Raw genomic sequence first — 15,002 nt, forward strand, 5'->3', positions numbered from 1 at the left:
GGCGGGTGTTCAGGCGGCGTGCGCCTCGAGGGCGGTCTGTCCGTAACCGTGTTCGCGGGCTTCCGCCGGGGGGCGGGTGCGCCGCCCGGGGACGCGGACGGAGGCGCGCTTGAGCCACCGGTCGGTGCCGTCGTAGCGCGGTACGAACGGCACCCGGCCGTGCACCACCAGGTCGTTGTCGACGACGAGGACCTCACCGGGCGCGAGGCTGACCGCGACCGAGACGCGGGCCAGTTCGTCCTCCAGCCGGCCGTACGCCGCCCGGTACGCGGCGTCGGCGTTCTCCAGCGGCGTGTACGCCGGGTCGAAGCGCAGCGTCAGCCCTTCTTCGCACGCGTACAGGGCCGGAACGGGAGGGGGCGCCTCGGCGGCGTACCCCTGGGCTTCGGCGTAGGCGTCGTCGGGGAGGATCGGCAGCGCCGGGCGCGTCAGGACGGCGATGTCCTCGTCCGTCAGACGGACTTTGCGGATGCTCGCGGCGGTGGTGGCGATGCTGTCGTGGTTGCGCATGCAGCCGAGCATCAGCAGGTGGGCGCGGCCGGGGTGGAAGGCGTCCTCGGTGTGCGGGCTGAGGAGCACGGTGCTGCTGGCGCCGGTCTGTTCGGTCTCGTGGCCGGTGGAGGGCACGATGTTGTGGACGAACCTGCCCTCCTGCTGGCCCTCCCAGGCGATCGGGCGGCCCATGACGGCGGCGAGCAGCAGCAGTTCGATGTCGTGCACGGCTCCGCTCCGCCCGGCGCCCGCCCAGTCGGCGGGCGTGGGGCCGATGGCCTCGTCGTCGACTTCGAGACCGCGCAGGACGAACAGCCCGTCGGCGGTGTCGACGGGGCGGCAGTGGTGGCGCAGGGTGTCGCTGAACTCGTCGGCCTGCTGGGCCACTCGCTCCAGCAGGGGCCGGGAGGCGGCGGAGGTGCCGAATGCGGCGAGGGTCTTCTCCGCGGCCCGACGGAGGTCGCCCACCGTGTGGGCATCGAGCTGACGGACAGGTGCGGCTGCCGTGCTCATGACAAGGGCATCCGTTCCATGGGGTGGCAGGGGCGGGTCGAACGTACCAGCCAACTTAGGTAAGGCATACCTTTCTTTCAAGTCACGACCGAAAGGCGTCCGTCGATCAAGTCCAGTAATAAGCAAGGCAGTTCGGGGGCCGAGTGGGGTTGCGGCGACATAAGTAATTAGGGTAGGCAAACCTAAAAGATTGTCCAGGGCTCAGCGGATCGAGGACGTACGTGGAAATGAACAGGCGTCAAGTGCTGTGGGCCGGCGGAGCGGCAGTGACGACGGCGTTCCTCGCCGCCTGCTCCGGGAACGGCGGTACTTCGGCCGAATCCGCCGGTGCGGACGCCAAGCCCAGGAAGGGCGGCACGCTCAGAATCGGCGCCCTCGGCCGGGCCGGCGCCATCACGCGTGATCCGCACGGAACCCAGGCCAACGAGAGCGACTACCTCGTCATCGCACTCGTCCACGACACGCTGACCGCCCCCGGTGCCAAGAGCAACACCGCCCCGCGCCTGGCCACCGGCTGGAAGGCGTCGGACGACCTGAAGACCTGGCGCTTCACCCTCGCCGAGGGCGCCACGTTCCACGACGGCACCCCGGTCACCGCCGAGGACGTCGTCTGGTCGCTGCGCCGGCTGCGCGCCACCCCCTCCGGCGCCTCCCGGCTGCCCGGCATCGAGGCCGCGAGCATCAGGGCCGAGGGCGACCGCACCGTCGTGCTGGTCTCGGACTACGCCAACGCCGAACTGCCCCTGCTCATGCGCCTGACCACCTTCGTCCTCCCGAAGGGCACGAAGGACAAGGACATCGGGAAGGCCCCGGGCACCGGCCCGTTCAAGCTGGAGTGGTTCCGCTCCGGCAACGCCCGGCTCGTACGCAACGACGACTGGCACGGCGGCGAAGTCCTCCTCGACGCCGTCGAGGTCAAGATCTTCGAGTCCCCGCAGGCCATGTCCAACGCCCTGCTCGCCGGACAGATCGACGTCGCCTCCAACGTCGGCGCGGTCGCCGCCCGTACGGCCGAGAAGCGCGAGGACATCCAGGTCGTCCGCCGCCCCGACGACATGGCGATGCCCGTCGTCATGCGCACGAAGTCCGGCCCCTTCGCCGACCCCAGGGTGCGCGAGGCGCTGAAGCTGGCCGTGGACCGCGACGCGATGGTCAAGCAGGTGCTGTCCGGCTACGGCAAGGCCGGCAACGACATCCTCGGCACCGGCGACCCCGCCTACGCCAAGGACATCCCGCAGCGCGGGCGCGACCTGGCCAGGGCCAGGAAGCTGCTGAAGGAGGCCGGCTTCGACACCTCCAGGACGTACGAACTGCTGACCACCGAGGACATCTCCGGGCTCGCCGAGTCCGCGACGCTCTTCGCCACCCAGGTCCGCGAGGCCGGTGTACGGATCGAGGTGGTCAAGCAGGAGTCCGCCACCTTCTGGGACAAGACGTGGCTCAAGGGCGACCTCTACGTCACCTACTGGGGCACCAACGACTCCGTCGTCTTCCTCGCCAGCAAGACCATGGTCTCCGGCTCCGGCCAGAACGAAGCCGCCTGGGAGAACGCCGAGTTCGACGCGGCGTACCGGAAGGTCACCGCCACCAAGGACGCCGCCGAGCGCGCCGAGGCGCTGCGCGACCTCCAGCAGATCGAGCACGACGAATCCGGCTACCTGCTGTGGGGCGTGGCCGACGGCATCGACCTCGCCGCGGCCCCGGTGCGCGGCCTGCCGCCCCTGCCCGGCTACGGACGCGTACAGCTGGAGCGGACATGGCTGGCCCGCTGAGCGGTACGGCGACGCGGCGGCCGGCGGCCGGGCCGGACCCGGAGCCGCCCCGGCCGGCCAAGGCCGTGCCGGCCGGGGCGCGGCGGGTGGGCGGCCTGCTCGCGCTGCTGGCCCGCCGGACGCTGCTGCTCGCCGTACTGCTCGCCGCCGTCTTCGCCGCCGTCGAACTCCTGCCGGGCGACGCCGCCGACGCGACCTCGGAGCGCGGGGAGAGCGCGGCCGACCTCGCGCGGCGGCGCGAACTGCTCGGCCTCGACCGGCCGGTCCTCAGCCGCTTCGCCGACTGGATGACCGGCCTGCCCACCGGTGACCTCGGCACGTCCGCCCGCGGCGAATCCGTCGCCGACCTGCTCTCCCGCCCGTTCCCCAACACCCTGCTCCTCGGCGGCCTCGCCCTGCTCCTCACCCTCGCCGTCTCGCTCGGCCTGGGCTGCTGGGCCGCGCTCAAGCCCGGCGGCAGTGCGGACCGGGCGGTCTCGGCGACGGCCACCGGCATCCTCGCGCTGCCCGAATTCGTCGTCGCGGTGGCCCTCGTCCTGGTCTTCGCACTGTGGACCGGCTGGCTGCCCGCCGTCACCCTGACCGACTCCGACGGATCACCCGCGTCCTGGCAGATGCTCATCCTGCCCGTACTGGCCCTGTCGATCCCGCAGGTCGGCTGGAACACACGCATCGTGCGCGCCGCCCTGGCCGACGAGGCCAAGGCCCCGCACGTGGAGAGCGCCGTCATCGACGGACTGCCGCGTCACCGCGTCTTCACCCACCACCTGCTGCCCGGTGCCGCGCCCACCGTCGCGGCGGGCATCGCCACCTCGACCGGCATGCTGCTGGGCGGCGCCGTCGTGGTGGAGACGATCTTCAACTACCCGGGCATCGGCTCGGTGCTGGCGGGAGCCGTCACCGACCGGGACAGCCCGGTCGTCGCCGGGGTCGTGGCGGTCACGGGCGCCGTCATCACCGGCGTACTGCTGCTCGCCGACCTCGTACGCGCCTGGGCGTCCGGAGGCCGCACATGACCGCTGCCCGCAAACCACCGACGCCGTCCGGCCCCTTCCCCCCGGCGCGGGCACTCCCGGACACACCGGCCGGCACACCGCCCGAGCCCGCACCGGTCCATACGCCGCCCACCGAGGTGCCGGACACCGAGGCGGGGCGCGCGAAGGCGGTGCCGGCCGGGACCGGGCCCACCGGGGCGGCGGCGAAGGAGGCCGGCCGCCCCGAGCCGCCACCGGTTGAGGCCGGGCCCGCCGAGCCGCCGCCCGTCGAGCCGCCACCCATCGATGCAGCGCCCGTCGACGCAGCACCCTCCGGGGCCGGGCCCGGTGCCGCGCCGCCCGTCGGCGTGGTGTCCACCGGCACGCCCGCTCCCGGACGGTTCCGGCCCGCCCGGGCCGTACCGCGCCGCCGGCCCCGCAAGGGCGTCGTCCTGCGCGTCCTCCCCGCGCTGCTGCTCGTCGCCCTCGCCGCCGTCGGGCCGTGGCTCGCGCCGCACGCCATCGACACCCCGGTGACCGCCCCGTACGCCGCACCGGGCGGCGGGGCCCCGCTCGGCGGCGACCAGCTCGGCCGCGACGTGCTCACCCGCATCCTCGCGGGCGGGCGCGAACTCATCGCGACCTCGCTCCTCGTCGCCGTCCTCGTCACCGCCGCCGCCGCGCTGCTCGGCGCGGTCGGCGCCCTGCGCCCGGCGGTCGGCCGGATCGTCGAACGCGCCGCCGACGTCCTCATGCTGCTGCCCGCCGTACTCGGCATCCTCCTCATCGCACTGGCCTGGCCCGGCGGCGGCCGGTACGCCGTGATCGCCGCCGCCGTGGTGATGGGCGTGCCCTACGCGGTACGTCTGGTGTCCGGCGCGGCGGCGCCCGTCGCGGCCGCCGGCTACATCGAAGCCGCCGCGGTCGGCGGCGAACGGCTGTGGCATCTCGTCGTACGCGAAGTCCTGCCCAACCTCCGCGCCACCCTGCTCGCCCTCTTCGGACTGCGCTTCGTCGCCGCCGTCTACGTCGTCGCCACCGCGGGCTTCCTCCAGGTCGGCCCCCAGCCGCCCGCCGCCGACTGGGCGCTGATGATCCGGGAGAACGCGGGCGGCATCGTCCTCAACCCCTGGGCGGTCCTGGCCCCCAGCATCGCCATCGGCCTCCTCGCCATGAGCGTCAACCTCGCGGCCTCGGCGCTCGTTCCGCAGACCGGCAGGAAAGCGGTGACCGCACTGTGAACCACATGCCCCAGTGGTACCCCGAGGGCCAGGTCCCCTCCTCCGGGACGGCGGTGGAGGTGACCGGCCTGACCGTCGCCGCACCGGACGGCCGTCTGCTCCTGGACGGCGGCAGCCTGGAGGTGCGCCCCGGCCGCGTCACCGCGCTCACCGGCCCGTCCGGCTGCGGCAAGACCACGCTGCTGCGGGCCGTGACCGGCGTACTGCCGCCCGGAGCCCGGCGCACCGGCGGCAGGGTGGAGGCGCTCGGGCAGGACGTCCTGTCCCTCGCACCGGACGCGCTGCGCGCCCTGCGCCGTCACCACGTCGCCTACCTCGGCCAGGACCCGGGCTCCGGACTCAACCCGCGGATGAAGGTGCGCCGGCTGCTCGCCGAAGTCGCCGTCGACCGCGGCCCCGACGCGGTACGCGCGCTGCTCGCCGAGGTCCGACTGCCCACGGACCGCGCCTTCACGGGGCGCCGCCCCGGAGAGCTCTCCGGGGGGCAGCAACGCCGGGTCGCGCTGGCCAGGGCGCTGGCCAGGCGTCCCGCCGTACTGCTCCTCGACGAGCCGACCGCCGGGCTCGACCCGCAGCTGCGCGACGAGATCGCCGAGCTGCTGCGGCACCTGGCGGTCGGCCACCGGCTCGCCGTCGCCCTGTCCTGCCACGACGCGGACCTGGTCGCCCGCTTCGCGGACGACGTCGTCGACCTGTCCCAGGACACCGCCGTCCCGTCGCCCGGCCCGCCACTGCCCGTCCCGCGCCGGGCCGCCCCCCGCCCGCTCCCCGAAGCCGGACCGAGGCTCTCGGTGTCCGGCCTCCACGCGGCTTTCGCGCGAGGCGGTCGCGGCGTCCCCGTCCTCCACGACGTCGGCCTCACCGTGACCGCCGGAGCCAGTACGGGCATCGTCGGCCCCTCCGGATCGGGCAAGACCACCCTCGTGCGCGCCGTCGTCGGACTCCACCGCCCGACCGGCGGCACCGTCACCCTCGACGGAGTACGCCTGGCCCCCGCCGCCCACGCCCGCACCCGCGAACAGCGCCGGCGCCTCCAGCTCGTACCGCAGGACCCGCTGGGCACGCTCAACCCCAGCCGCACCGTCGGCGAGACCCTCGGCCGCCCGCTGCGCCTGCACCAGCGGGCCGGCCGCCGCGAGGCCCCCGCACGCGTCCTGGAGCTGCTGGCCCACGTCGGCCTGCCCGCGGCCTTCGCGGGCCGCTACCCGCACGAACTCTCCGGCGGTCAGCGCCAGCGCGCGTCCATAGCCCGCGCGCTGGCGGCCGACCCCGACGTACTGGTCTGCGACGAGGTGACCTCGGCCCTCGACGACAGGACCGCGGACTCGGTCATGGACCTGCTCGAAGACCTGCGGGAAAGCCGCGGCCTCGCCCTGGTCCTCATCAGCCACGACCTGCGCCTGGTCGCGAGCCGTACCGAAACCCTGCTCGTGCTGTCCGGAGGCCGGGCCGTCGGGTCGGGCCCGACCCGGCAGATCCTGGGGTCGGGAATCGTCCGGTGAACCGCCCGAGGCACCCGCCGCGCACCCGGCCTCCGTCCGGCTCAGCCGTCGAAGGGGCCCGTCACGGCGAACGTCGTGCCCGGTGTGTAGCAGTTCACGTACATCGTCGAGCAGTCCGGCGAGAAGGTGACGCCCGCGAACTCGCCCCACTCCGGCTCCTCGGGCGTGCCGCCCGCCGCGGCAGCGGCCGATGTGATCTCCTGCCGGTTGCGCGCCATCGCGTACACCTCGCCGCGCCTCGTCAGCCCGTACACGTGCTGCGCGCCGTTGCCGTCCTCGCACACCATCAGGCCGCCCCGGGGCGCGAGGCAGATGTTGTCGGGGGACTCGCCGGGCAGCTGGATGTCCGTGCTCGGGCCGAAGACCACGACCAGGGTGAGGCGCCGCTTCTGGGGCTCGTACTTCCACACCTGCCCGAAGTGGTCCGCCGCCGACCCCTCCGAGCTGCGCGCGAAGCTGGAGACGAAGTAGACCGCCTTGTCGCCCCAGTAGCAGCCCTCCAGCTTCTGGGCGTGCGTGACGCCCTTCCGGCCGAAGTCCTGGAGCCGGACCGGGGTCTTCTCGGCCAGCGGATCCGGCACGGGCACCCACTCGACGCCGCCGAAGCTCGCGCCGGTCTCCTGGACCGCCGACAGGTCGGGTACGCCCGGAACGCGCATCGCCTCCAGCGCGCCGCCCGCGCGCAGCGAACCGGTGCCGCCCAGCGGCTTCTCGGGCAGGAAGCGGTAGAAGAGGCCGAAGGGCCGGTCGAACGCGTCCTCGGTCTCGTACACGATGCCGCTCTTCGGGTCGACGGCGACCGCCTCGTGCTGGAAGCGGCCCATCGCGGTGAGCGGGACGGCGCCGGTGCGGTGCGGGTCGGCCGGGTCGACCTCGAAGATGAAGCCGTGGTCCTTGGTGTAGCCGTTGGTGCCGGCCTTGTCCTCGTTCTCCTCGCAGGTGAGCCAGGTGTTCCAGGGGGTCGGCCCGCCCGCGCAGTTCACGGCCGTACCGGCGATGCCGACACGCTCGCCCTGGACGTTGTTGCGGCCGTCCAGGGTGAGGACCGTACAGCCGCCCCTGGCGGCCGGGTCGTAGGTCAGACCCTCGACCGTCGGGACGCCGATCCTGGCGGTGTGCCGGTTCTCGTGGTTGCGGACGAGGTGGACGCGGCCGCGGTGGCCTCTGAAGGCGCTCATCCCGTCGTGGTTCGAGGGGACCTCGCCCTCGCCCGAGCGCAGCGGGCCGCCCTCGCGGGAGAGGACCTTGTAGCGGAAGCCCTCGGGCAGATCGAGCAGCCCGGCCGGGTCGGGCACGAGCGGTCCGTAGCCGCTGCGGCCCAGCCCCCCGGCGGCGGCGGTACCGGCGAAGATCTCCGACAGCGACCCGGCGAAGGCGATGCCCACGCCCAGGGCGCCCGTGCGGGCCAGCACTTGACGGCGTGACGCGGAGGCGGAGGGCGCGGACGCCGAGGGGGTGGAGGGCGCGGATGATGCGGGCGATGAGGTCATGAGGTAACTCCCTGTTGGCGGACAGGAACGTTGTGACCCGCACGTGTGTACCACGCAAGTGATCTCGCGTGAACCATGCGGGCCACAACGCCTCGACCGGTGCGTCCGGCGGACGCGCCCGCCCCAGGTCAGACGAGCGACGCGCTCAGCGTGATCGTCGTACCCGCCAGCGCCTGGCTGACCGGGCAGTTCGCCTTGCCCTCCTCGGCCGCCTCGACGAAGGCCGCCTCGTCCATGCCCGGCACCTCGCCCTGCACGGTGAGGTGGATGCGGGTGATGCCCTCGCCCGGCACGAAGGTGACCTCGGCCCTGGTGTCGAGGCGGGTCGGGGGGGTGCCGGCCTTGGCGAGCACGTTGGAGAACGCCATGTTGTAGCAGCTGGACTGGGCGGCGGCGATCAGCTCCTCGGGGCTGGTCCTGCCGTTCGGCTCCTCGGTACGGGCCGGCCAGGAGACGGGGTACTCGCCGATGCCCGACGAATCGAAGGTCACGGTGCCCGTGCCCTTGAACAGGTCGCCTTCCCAGACGGTGTGTGCCTGACGCGTTGCAGCCATGTCGAAAGCCCTTCTCGCGGATGGTGGTCCAGATCCAGGCCAAACCTACTGGGAGACCAGGCCCTTCGCGTCGCGCGCCAGCGCGGTCAGCCGGGAGATCGCCCGGAAGTACTTCTTCCGGTAGCCCCCGTTCAGCATCTCTTCACTGAACAGCTGGTCGAACGGCAGTCCGGAGGCCAGCACCGGCACCTCCCGGTCGTACAGCCGGTCGGCGAGCACGACGAGCCGCAGCGCCGTCGACTGGTCGGGCACCGCGCGCACGTCGGTCAGACAGACCGCCCGCACCTCGTCCGTGAGCGCCCCGTACCGGCTCGGGTGGACCTTGGCGAGGTGGTCGAGCAGCAGGGGGAAGTGGTCGAGGCTGGCTCCCTCGGTGGCGTACGCGGCCTTGGTGACCTCCGCGCCGGAGTACGGCGAAGGGGCCTCGGGCAGCCCGCGGTGGCGGTAGTCCTCGCCGTCGATGCGCAGCGGCCGGAAGTGGGCCGACAGGCCCTGGATCTCGCGCAGGAAGTCGACGGCGGCGAAGCGGCCCTCGCCGAGCTTGCCGGGCAGGGTGTTGGAGGTGGCGGCGAGCGCGACGCCCGCCTCGACGAGCCTGCGCAGCAGCGAGGACACCAGCACGGTGTCGCCCGGGTCGTCGAGCTCGAATTCGTCGATGCACAGCAGACGGTGCCCGCTCAGCGTCTGCACGGTCTGCTGGAAGCCGAGCGCGCCGACCAGGTTCGTCAGCTCCACGAAGGTGCCGAAGGCCTTGAGCTCGCGGGGCGCGGGCGTGGCGTGCCAGAGGGAGGCGAGGAGGTGGGTCTTGCCGACGCCGTACCCGCCGTCGAGGTAGATGCCGCGCGGCGCGGCGGGCGCGGCGGGCTTCTTCCCGAACTCGAACCAGCGCCGCCTGCCCCCGCCGGCCGCCGAGGCCCCGCCGAGACCGGCCGCGAAGGCGCTCAGCACCCGGACCGCCTCGGTCTGGCTCGGCTGGTTCGGGTCCGGTACGTACGTATCGAAGCGCACCGAGTCGAAGCGCGGCGGCGGCACCATCTCGGCGACCAGGCGGTCGGCGGGGACGTGCGGCTCGCGTGCGCACAGGGACAGGGGGGCCGCTTCGGCTATGGGGGCGGACCCATGAGCGGCGGTGGAGGACGACACGGGGCTCAAGTCTAGGCTCCGTGCCACACTGCACGGCATGCGACGCCTGTTCCCTGTGACCGACGAGACACTCTCCGCCGCCTCCGCCGCCGAAGGCGAGTGGGGACTCGGCGAGCTGGCCGACGCCTACGCGTACCCGAAGGAGCGCGGCCCGTCGGGAGCCTGGCTGCGGGCCAACATGGTCTCCTCGCTCGACGGGGCCGCCCAGCACGAGGGCCGCTCGCAGCCGATCTCCTCCGACACCGACATGCGGATCTTCGGCACGCTGCGGGCGCTCGCCGACGTGGTGGTCGTCGGCGCGGAGACGGTACGCCTGGAGGGGTACCGGCCGGCCCGCGCGCGCGAGGCCTTCGCGGCGCGCAGGGCGGCGGCGGGCCAGGGCCCCGCGCCCGCGATCGCGGTGGTCAGCGCGAGCCTGAACCTCGACTTCTCCCTTCCGCTCTTCACGTCGCCCCTCGTCCCCACCCTGGTGCTGACCGGCGCCACGGCGCCCCTCGACGGGGTCCGCGCGGCCAGGGAGGCCGGGGCCGAGGTCCTGGTCGTGGGGGACGGCGCGGCGGTGGACCCCTCGCGCGCGGTGGAGGCGCTGGCGGAGCGGGGGCTGACCCGGTTGCTGACCGAGGGCGGGCCGCGGCTGCTCGCGCAGTTCATCACGGCCGGAGTGCTCGACGAGCTCTGCCTCACCGTCTCGCCCGTGCTCACCGCCGGCCGCGCGCAGCGGATCGCGGACGGGCCGGGGGTGGCGGTTCCGGAACGGTTCGCACTGGCGTCCGTACTGGAAGAGGCCGGGTTCCTTTTCACCCAGTACCGTCGGATCTGACCATCGACGGAATGTCCTATTCCGCTTGGCTCCGGCCGGGCACACTTAGTCACGTGCGTGCTCGCGTGCTTACGCAGACCCCTTGCGGGCACCGGGAAGGATGGTTTCCGCAGGGGGCCGACGGCGCCGCCCGAAAGCGCCGTCCCCAGAAGAAGAGCCCAAGAAGAAGAGAAGGGCGCCCGTCGTGTTCACGAGCGTATTGATGATCGAGAAGCCCCTGTCGTCCGTCGACGTGGAATTCGTCAGCACCCTTCACGGTGACGAAGGCGTCTCCTTCGTCGTCCTGATGCAGCCCCGCGGCGACCAGGCGGACGTGCTCCTGCGCGCCATCGACGACGTGGCGCTGGGCAGGGTCGACGAAGCGGTCCGCGAGCCCGACAAGCCCAGAGGCGAGGAGGCGAAGCCCCTCGCGGAGCGCGGTCTGGAGAAGACCCTGGAGACGCTGCGCGCCCGGGGGCACGAGGCCGTGGGCCAGGTCGTCGCGGAGCATCCCCTGGACCTCCTGAAGTCGGTCGTGGCCGAGACGGAGGCCGACGAGGTGATCGTCCTGACCGCGCCGCACTACGTGGAGGAGTTCTTCCACCGGGACTGGGCCTCGCGGGCCCGTCACAAGGTCGGCGTACCGGTGCTCAAGCTCTTCTCCCACAACGAATAGGCTGGGGCACCGCTCACACGTCACACTTTGGGAGACATACGTATGGCACCCGGCCTTCCCACCGCCATGGACCGACCGCACTTCATCGGCATCGGCGGCGCCGGAATGTCGGGGATCGCGAAGATCCTCGCCCAGCGCGGCGCCCGGGTCGCGGGCAGCGACTCACGCGAGTCCGCCACCGCCGAGTCCCTGCGCGCGCTGGGCGCCACGGTCCACATCGGCCACGCCGCCGGGCACCTGGCCGCCGACGCGACCTGCGTCGTCGTCTCCAGCGCGATCCGCCCCGACAACCCGGAGCTGGTCCGCGCCGCCGAGCTGGACATCCCCGTCGTGCACCGCTCCGACGCGCTGGCCTCGCTGATGGGCGGCGCGCGCGCCATCGCCGTCGCGGGCACGCACGGCAAGACGACGACCACCTCGATGCTGGCCGTAGCCCTGACCGAGCTGGGCCTGGACCCGTCGTACGCCATCGGCGGCGACCTGGAGGGCCCGGGCACGAACGCCCGCCACGGCGCCGGCGACATCTTCGTCGCCGAGGCGGACGAGAGCGACCGCAGCTTCCAGAAGTACGATCCCGAGGTCGCGATCGTCCTCAACGTCGAGCTGGACCACCACGCGAACTACGCCTCGATGGACGAGATCTACGACTCCTTCGAGACCTTCGTCGGCAAGGTCGTCCCCGGCGGCACCCTCGTCGTCTCCGCGGACCAGCCCGGCGCCGTGGAACTGACCTCCCGCCTCCGTGACCTCTCCACCCTGAAGGTCGTCACGTACGGAGGCTCCCCGTCGGCCGACGTACGCGTCCACAAGGTCACCCCGCGCGGCCTGACCAGCGAGGTCACGGTCGTCCTCGACGGCCGCTACCTCACCTTCACGGTCTCGGTCCCCGGCAGCCACTACGCCCACAACGCGGTAGCCGCCCTGGCGGCGGGCGTAGCGCTCGGCATCCCGGCGCACAACCTCGCCTCGGCCCTCGGCAAGTACACCGGCGTCAAGCGCCGCCTCCAGCTCAAGGGCGAGGCGAACGGCGTGCAGGTCATCGACTCGTACGCCCATCACCCGACCGAGATGACCGCCGACCTGGAAGCCATGCGCGGCGCGGCGTCCGACGCCCGTCTCCTGGTCGTCTTCCAGCCCCACCTCTTCTCCCGCACCCAGGAGCTGGGCACCGAGATGGGCCAGGCCCTGGCCCTCGCGGACGCCTCGGTCGTCCTCGACATCTACCCGGCGCGCGAGGACCCGATCCCCGGTATCACCAGCACGCTCATCATCGACGCGGCGCGCGCGGCGGGCGCCGACGTGACGCCGGTCTCCGACAAGGCGACGGTCCCGGACGTGATCGCGGGAATGGCGAAGCCGGGCGATCTCGTTCTCACGATGGGCGCGGGCGACGTGACGGACCTCGGTCCGCAGATCCTCGACCGCCTGTCGAACTGAACTGAGGGAGCGCAGCATGTCGTACGACGTCGAAAAGACCGACGAGCAGTGGCGGGCGGAACTGACCCCCGCCGAGTACGCCGTCCTGCGTCAGGCCGGCACGGAGCCCGCCTTCGTCGGTGAGTACACGGACACCAGGACGACCGGTGTCTACTCCTGCCGGGCGTGCGGCGCCGAGCTGTTCCGCTCGGACACGAAGTTCGAGTCGCACTGCGGCTGGCCGTCGTTCTACGACCCGAAGGACACGGACGCGGTCGAACTGATCTCGGACACCTCCCACGGCATGGTCCGCACGGAGGTCCGCTGCGCGAAGTGCGGCTCGCACCTGGGCCACGTCTTCGAGGGCGAGGGCTACCCGACCCCGACGGACCAGCGGTACTGCATCAACTCGATCTCGCTGCGGCTGACCCCCGACGCCTGACGCCGGGTGCCCGGCCGGACCTGATACGCCGACGCGCCCCGCACCCCGGAGACGATCCGGTGGTGCGGGGCGCGTCGGCGTGAACGGTCAGCCGGCCTGGGCGGCGTACGAGACGAAGCCGGCCCGGGCGGCGGGGGAGAGGGCGGGCCCGGGGCCCTGCTTGTCCTCTGCTCCCCGCATCCGCCGCAACAGGCTCACGGAAGTCTTCAAGGGGAGAGAGCCCGTGAACGCATCCTGGCATACCGCATCCGGAGCGTGCTGACCGCTTTCGGGTCGGAAATGAACCGGCCGCTTCTCTGCCCCTCGCAAGAGCCGAACCACGGCCGGTTGCAGCCGGCCGGCGAACTCGCCGGGTGCATGTGCGGGGAGCGCGGGTCCGGCGCGCGTACGGAGCCGGGCCGTGCGCCGGGTACCTGCCGGCCACGGTAGCGTCCGTTGGGCCCGTTAGTGTGAGGCGGGCGAGGCGCTCGCTCGGGGAGGGTGAATGGCGAACCGGCAGTTACCCGTGTTGCCGGGGTACCGGCAGGATGCGGTGACGCGGCGGCTGTGTGCCGCGACATATGTGGACGAAGATTTCGCCCGTCGGGTGAACGAGGAGTTCACAGCCGACCGGATGACCGCGACCGGGCTGCCGCTCGGCGTCAATCTGGTGGCGCTGGTGCGCCACGCCCGGACGGCGGTCGCGCGCGCGGACGCGCGGGACCGCCGGCTGGCCTGGCTCCTCGGCGGACTGTGGTCGGCGGTTCTCCTCGCGTTGTACGGAGTGGTCAGCGGCTCGACCGTCGTGCGGTCGGTGGGCGGCTGCGGAGCGCTTGTCGTCCTCGGCGCCGCCTGGTGGCTCGTGCACGCGGCGGAGAGCCGGGCCCGGACGGCCGCGCTCCTGGTCCGCAATGCCGGCGCGAAGCCCGAGGACCTCGCGGCCCCGGCGCCGCGGGAGGCCGAGGACCGGCTGCGTGAGCTGAAGCGGGCCAATGTCGTGCCGTACACGGCGAGCGCCGAACGCACCAATCCGTTCGTCGGCAGCGGCACGAAGATCAAAGAGGTGGTCTGGCAGCCGATCGACATCAGCCGTCCAGCAGCAGCCCCGGGTGGCGGCAAGCTGACGATCACGCCCTTCGACGCCGTCGACCTGCACACGTACGTCGCCAGGGAGATGGCCGGCGTTGCCGGTCTCGAAGGGCTGCGGGCCAAGAACCGGCTGTATGTGCTGGGTACCCATGTGCCGCACCTGGGCGAGGACTTGCTGCCGGACCCCCTCGGCAGGCCGCGCGCGCGGATTCCCAAGCAGCTGGTGCAGGCCGGTCTGGTCCGGCCGGGCGCCGGCATGCGCACCTATCTGAGCCTGGAGCGGGTCGGCGAGGGCGGCCGGGTCATCGTGTCGATGCATCTGCGCGCCCGGCTGCAGTACCCCAGCCTCTCCTGGGAGGTCGCGGCCTACGCGATCCCGCCGGTGAGCCACCGCTACGACCGGGTGGACTACCTGCCGGTCGACGGCTTCGAGCGCTGGTGGAGCCTGGTGCGGTACGCGACCGGGCAGACCTGGCCGGCGCTGCGCGGCGCGCCGGGGCGCAACCACCGGCGCGGCTCCGCGGGCAACCGGAGGGCGCGTGAGCTCGAGAAGTGGCGCAAGGAGATCAGCAAGCGCCATGCCGTGTACGACTACGGGGCCGTCGACAGCCTGCGTGAACGCGTCGCCTCCTGGGAGCGGCTCGGCCACTCCGACCGCACGGACTCGCAGGACTTCCTGCACCGCCTGCAGCAGGGCGTGCTGATCGCGACGGAGCGGTTCCTGAAGGACCACAACGTCGACACCAGCTCCTTCGACCAGGCCCAGCAGGTCATCAACACCCAGACGTACAACTTCTCCGGAGACATCACCGGGCAGAGCAACTTCGGCAACAACGGCCAGATCACCTCGTACGGGCAGGGCCCGCAGCCCACCGGAGCCCCCGGCGGGGCCACGGGATACGGCGGCGGACAGCCCTGAC

The 15,002-nt window shown here is 72.8% G+C and carries 13 protein-coding genes; 9 read left to right on the forward strand and 4 right to left on the reverse strand.

The features are described from left to right. Positions 1 to 9: 9 nt before the first annotated feature. Complete coding sequence (locus ACWDZ4_RS14470) at positions 10 to 1,005, reverse strand: TauD/TfdA family dioxygenase (RefSeq protein ID WP_451508717.1); 996 nt, start codon at positions 1,003 to 1,005, stop codon at positions 10 to 12. 227 nt (positions 1,006 to 1,232) lie between these two features. On the opposite strand from ACWDZ4_RS14470, the gene ACWDZ4_RS14475 reads away from it, so the two are divergent. The 4 genes from ACWDZ4_RS14475 to ACWDZ4_RS14490 are packed head-to-tail and all read left to right on the forward strand — an operon-like array spanning position 1,233 to position 6,494. Then, positions 1,233 to 2,777 carry an ABC transporter substrate-binding protein gene (locus ACWDZ4_RS14475; protein ID WP_451508718.1) on the forward strand — a complete coding sequence of 515 codons (1,545 nt, stop codon included), beginning with the start codon at positions 1,233 to 1,235 and terminating at the stop codon, positions 2,775 to 2,777. Further along, the gene (locus ACWDZ4_RS14480; RefSeq protein WP_451508719.1) at positions 2,762 to 3,793 is read left to right on the forward strand and encodes an ABC transporter permease; all 1,032 of its coding nucleotides are present in this window, start codon (positions 2,762 to 2,764) and stop codon (positions 3,791 to 3,793) included. The genes ACWDZ4_RS14475 and ACWDZ4_RS14480 overlap by 16 nt, the downstream gene beginning before the upstream one ends. Continuing rightward, a complete protein-coding gene (locus tag ACWDZ4_RS14485; RefSeq protein WP_451508720.1) occupies positions 3,790 to 4,992 on the forward strand; it encodes an ABC transporter permease subunit in 1,203 nt (400 codons plus the stop codon). Before ACWDZ4_RS14480 ends, ACWDZ4_RS14485 begins: the two co-directional genes overlap by 4 nt. After that, positions 4,989 to 6,494, forward strand: coding sequence for an ABC transporter ATP-binding protein (locus ACWDZ4_RS14490; RefSeq protein ID WP_451508721.1), 1,506 nt, complete (start codon positions 4,989 to 4,991; stop codon positions 6,492 to 6,494). The genes ACWDZ4_RS14485 and ACWDZ4_RS14490 overlap by 4 nt, the downstream gene beginning before the upstream one ends. 41 nt (positions 6,495 to 6,535) lie before the next feature. On the opposite strand, the gene ACWDZ4_RS14495 is transcribed toward ACWDZ4_RS14490, so the two are convergent. From ACWDZ4_RS14495 to zapE, 3 genes are all read right to left on the reverse strand, one after another. Continuing rightward, the gene (locus ACWDZ4_RS14495) at positions 6,536 to 7,984 is read right to left on the reverse strand and encodes an alkaline phosphatase PhoX (protein ID WP_451508722.1); all 1,449 of its coding nucleotides are present in this window, start codon (positions 7,982 to 7,984) and stop codon (positions 6,536 to 6,538) included. 128 nt (positions 7,985 to 8,112) lie between these two features. Next, on the reverse strand, positions 8,113 to 8,538 hold the full coding sequence (locus tag ACWDZ4_RS14500; RefSeq protein WP_451508723.1) for an OsmC family peroxiredoxin: 426 nt from the start codon (positions 8,536 to 8,538) through the stop codon (positions 8,113 to 8,115). Between the two features lie 45 nt (positions 8,539 to 8,583). Next, the gene (gene zapE, locus ACWDZ4_RS14505) at positions 8,584 to 9,681 is read right to left on the reverse strand and encodes a cell division protein ZapE (protein WP_451508724.1); all 1,098 of its coding nucleotides are present in this window, start codon (positions 9,679 to 9,681) and stop codon (positions 8,584 to 8,586) included. Positions 9,682 to 9,718: 37 nt separating this feature from the next. On the opposite strand from zapE, the gene ACWDZ4_RS14510 reads away from it, so the two are divergent. The 5 genes from ACWDZ4_RS14510 to ACWDZ4_RS14530 all read left to right on the forward strand — a co-directional run bounded on the left by ACWDZ4_RS14510 (position 9,719) and on the right by ACWDZ4_RS14530 (position 15,001). After that, positions 9,719 to 10,501: a pyrimidine reductase family protein gene (locus tag ACWDZ4_RS14510; RefSeq protein WP_451508725.1), complete on the forward strand. Its 783-nt coding sequence runs from the start codon at positions 9,719 to 9,721 to the stop codon at positions 10,499 to 10,501. Positions 10,502 to 10,685: 184 nt separating this feature from the next. Beyond that, positions 10,686 to 11,156 carry an indole-3-glycerol phosphate synthase gene (locus tag ACWDZ4_RS14515; RefSeq protein ID WP_451508726.1) on the forward strand — a complete coding sequence of 157 codons (471 nt, stop codon included), beginning with the start codon at positions 10,686 to 10,688 and terminating at the stop codon, positions 11,154 to 11,156. Between the two features lie 42 nt (positions 11,157 to 11,198). After that, complete coding sequence (gene murC, locus ACWDZ4_RS14520) at positions 11,199 to 12,593, forward strand: UDP-N-acetylmuramate--L-alanine ligase (RefSeq protein WP_451508727.1); 1,395 nt, start codon at positions 11,199 to 11,201, stop codon at positions 12,591 to 12,593. A gap of 16 nt (positions 12,594 to 12,609) precedes the next feature. Then, positions 12,610 to 13,014: a peptide-methionine (R)-S-oxide reductase MsrB gene (msrB, locus tag ACWDZ4_RS14525; RefSeq protein WP_451508728.1), complete on the forward strand. Its 405-nt coding sequence runs from the start codon at positions 12,610 to 12,612 to the stop codon at positions 13,012 to 13,014. Between the two features lie 562 nt (positions 13,015 to 13,576). Continuing rightward, the gene (locus tag ACWDZ4_RS14530; protein WP_451508729.1) at positions 13,577 to 15,001 is read left to right on the forward strand and encodes a hypothetical protein; all 1,425 of its coding nucleotides are present in this window, start codon (positions 13,577 to 13,579) and stop codon (positions 14,999 to 15,001) included. Position 15,002 lies beyond the last annotated feature (1 nt).

This window comes from Streptomyces sp. NPDC003016, from assembly GCF_053591455.1.

What these genes read in the sequence shown, in the direction of transcription:
- murC (WP_451508727.1), top strand. Translation starts at nt 11,199, where the DNA reads ATGGCACCCGGCCTTCCCACCGCCATGGACCGACCGCACTTCATCGGC.
- ACWDZ4_RS14500 (WP_451508723.1), bottom strand. Translation starts at nt 8,538, where the DNA reads ATGGCTGCAACGCGTCAGGCACACACCGTCTGGGAAGGCGACCTGTTC.
- ACWDZ4_RS14510 (WP_451508725.1), top strand. Translation starts at nt 9,719, where the DNA reads ATGCGACGCCTGTTCCCTGTGACCGACGAGACACTCTCCGCCGCCTCC.
- msrB (WP_451508728.1), top strand. Translation starts at nt 12,610, where the DNA reads ATGTCGTACGACGTCGAAAAGACCGACGAGCAGTGGCGGGCGGAACTG.
- ACWDZ4_RS14495 (WP_451508722.1), bottom strand. Translation starts at nt 7,984, where the DNA reads ATGACCTCATCGCCCGCATCATCCGCGCCCTCCACCCCCTCGGCGTCC.
- ACWDZ4_RS14480 (WP_451508719.1), top strand. Translation starts at nt 2,762, where the DNA reads ATGGCTGGCCCGCTGAGCGGTACGGCGACGCGGCGGCCGGCGGCCGGG.
- ACWDZ4_RS14470 (WP_451508717.1), bottom strand. Translation starts at nt 1,005, where the DNA reads ATGAGCACGGCAGCCGCACCTGTCCGTCAGCTCGATGCCCACACGGTG.
- ACWDZ4_RS14475 (WP_451508718.1), top strand. Translation starts at nt 1,233, where the DNA reads ATGAACAGGCGTCAAGTGCTGTGGGCCGGCGGAGCGGCAGTGACGACG.
- ACWDZ4_RS14485 (WP_451508720.1), top strand. Translation starts at nt 3,790, where the DNA reads ATGACCGCTGCCCGCAAACCACCGACGCCGTCCGGCCCCTTCCCCCCG.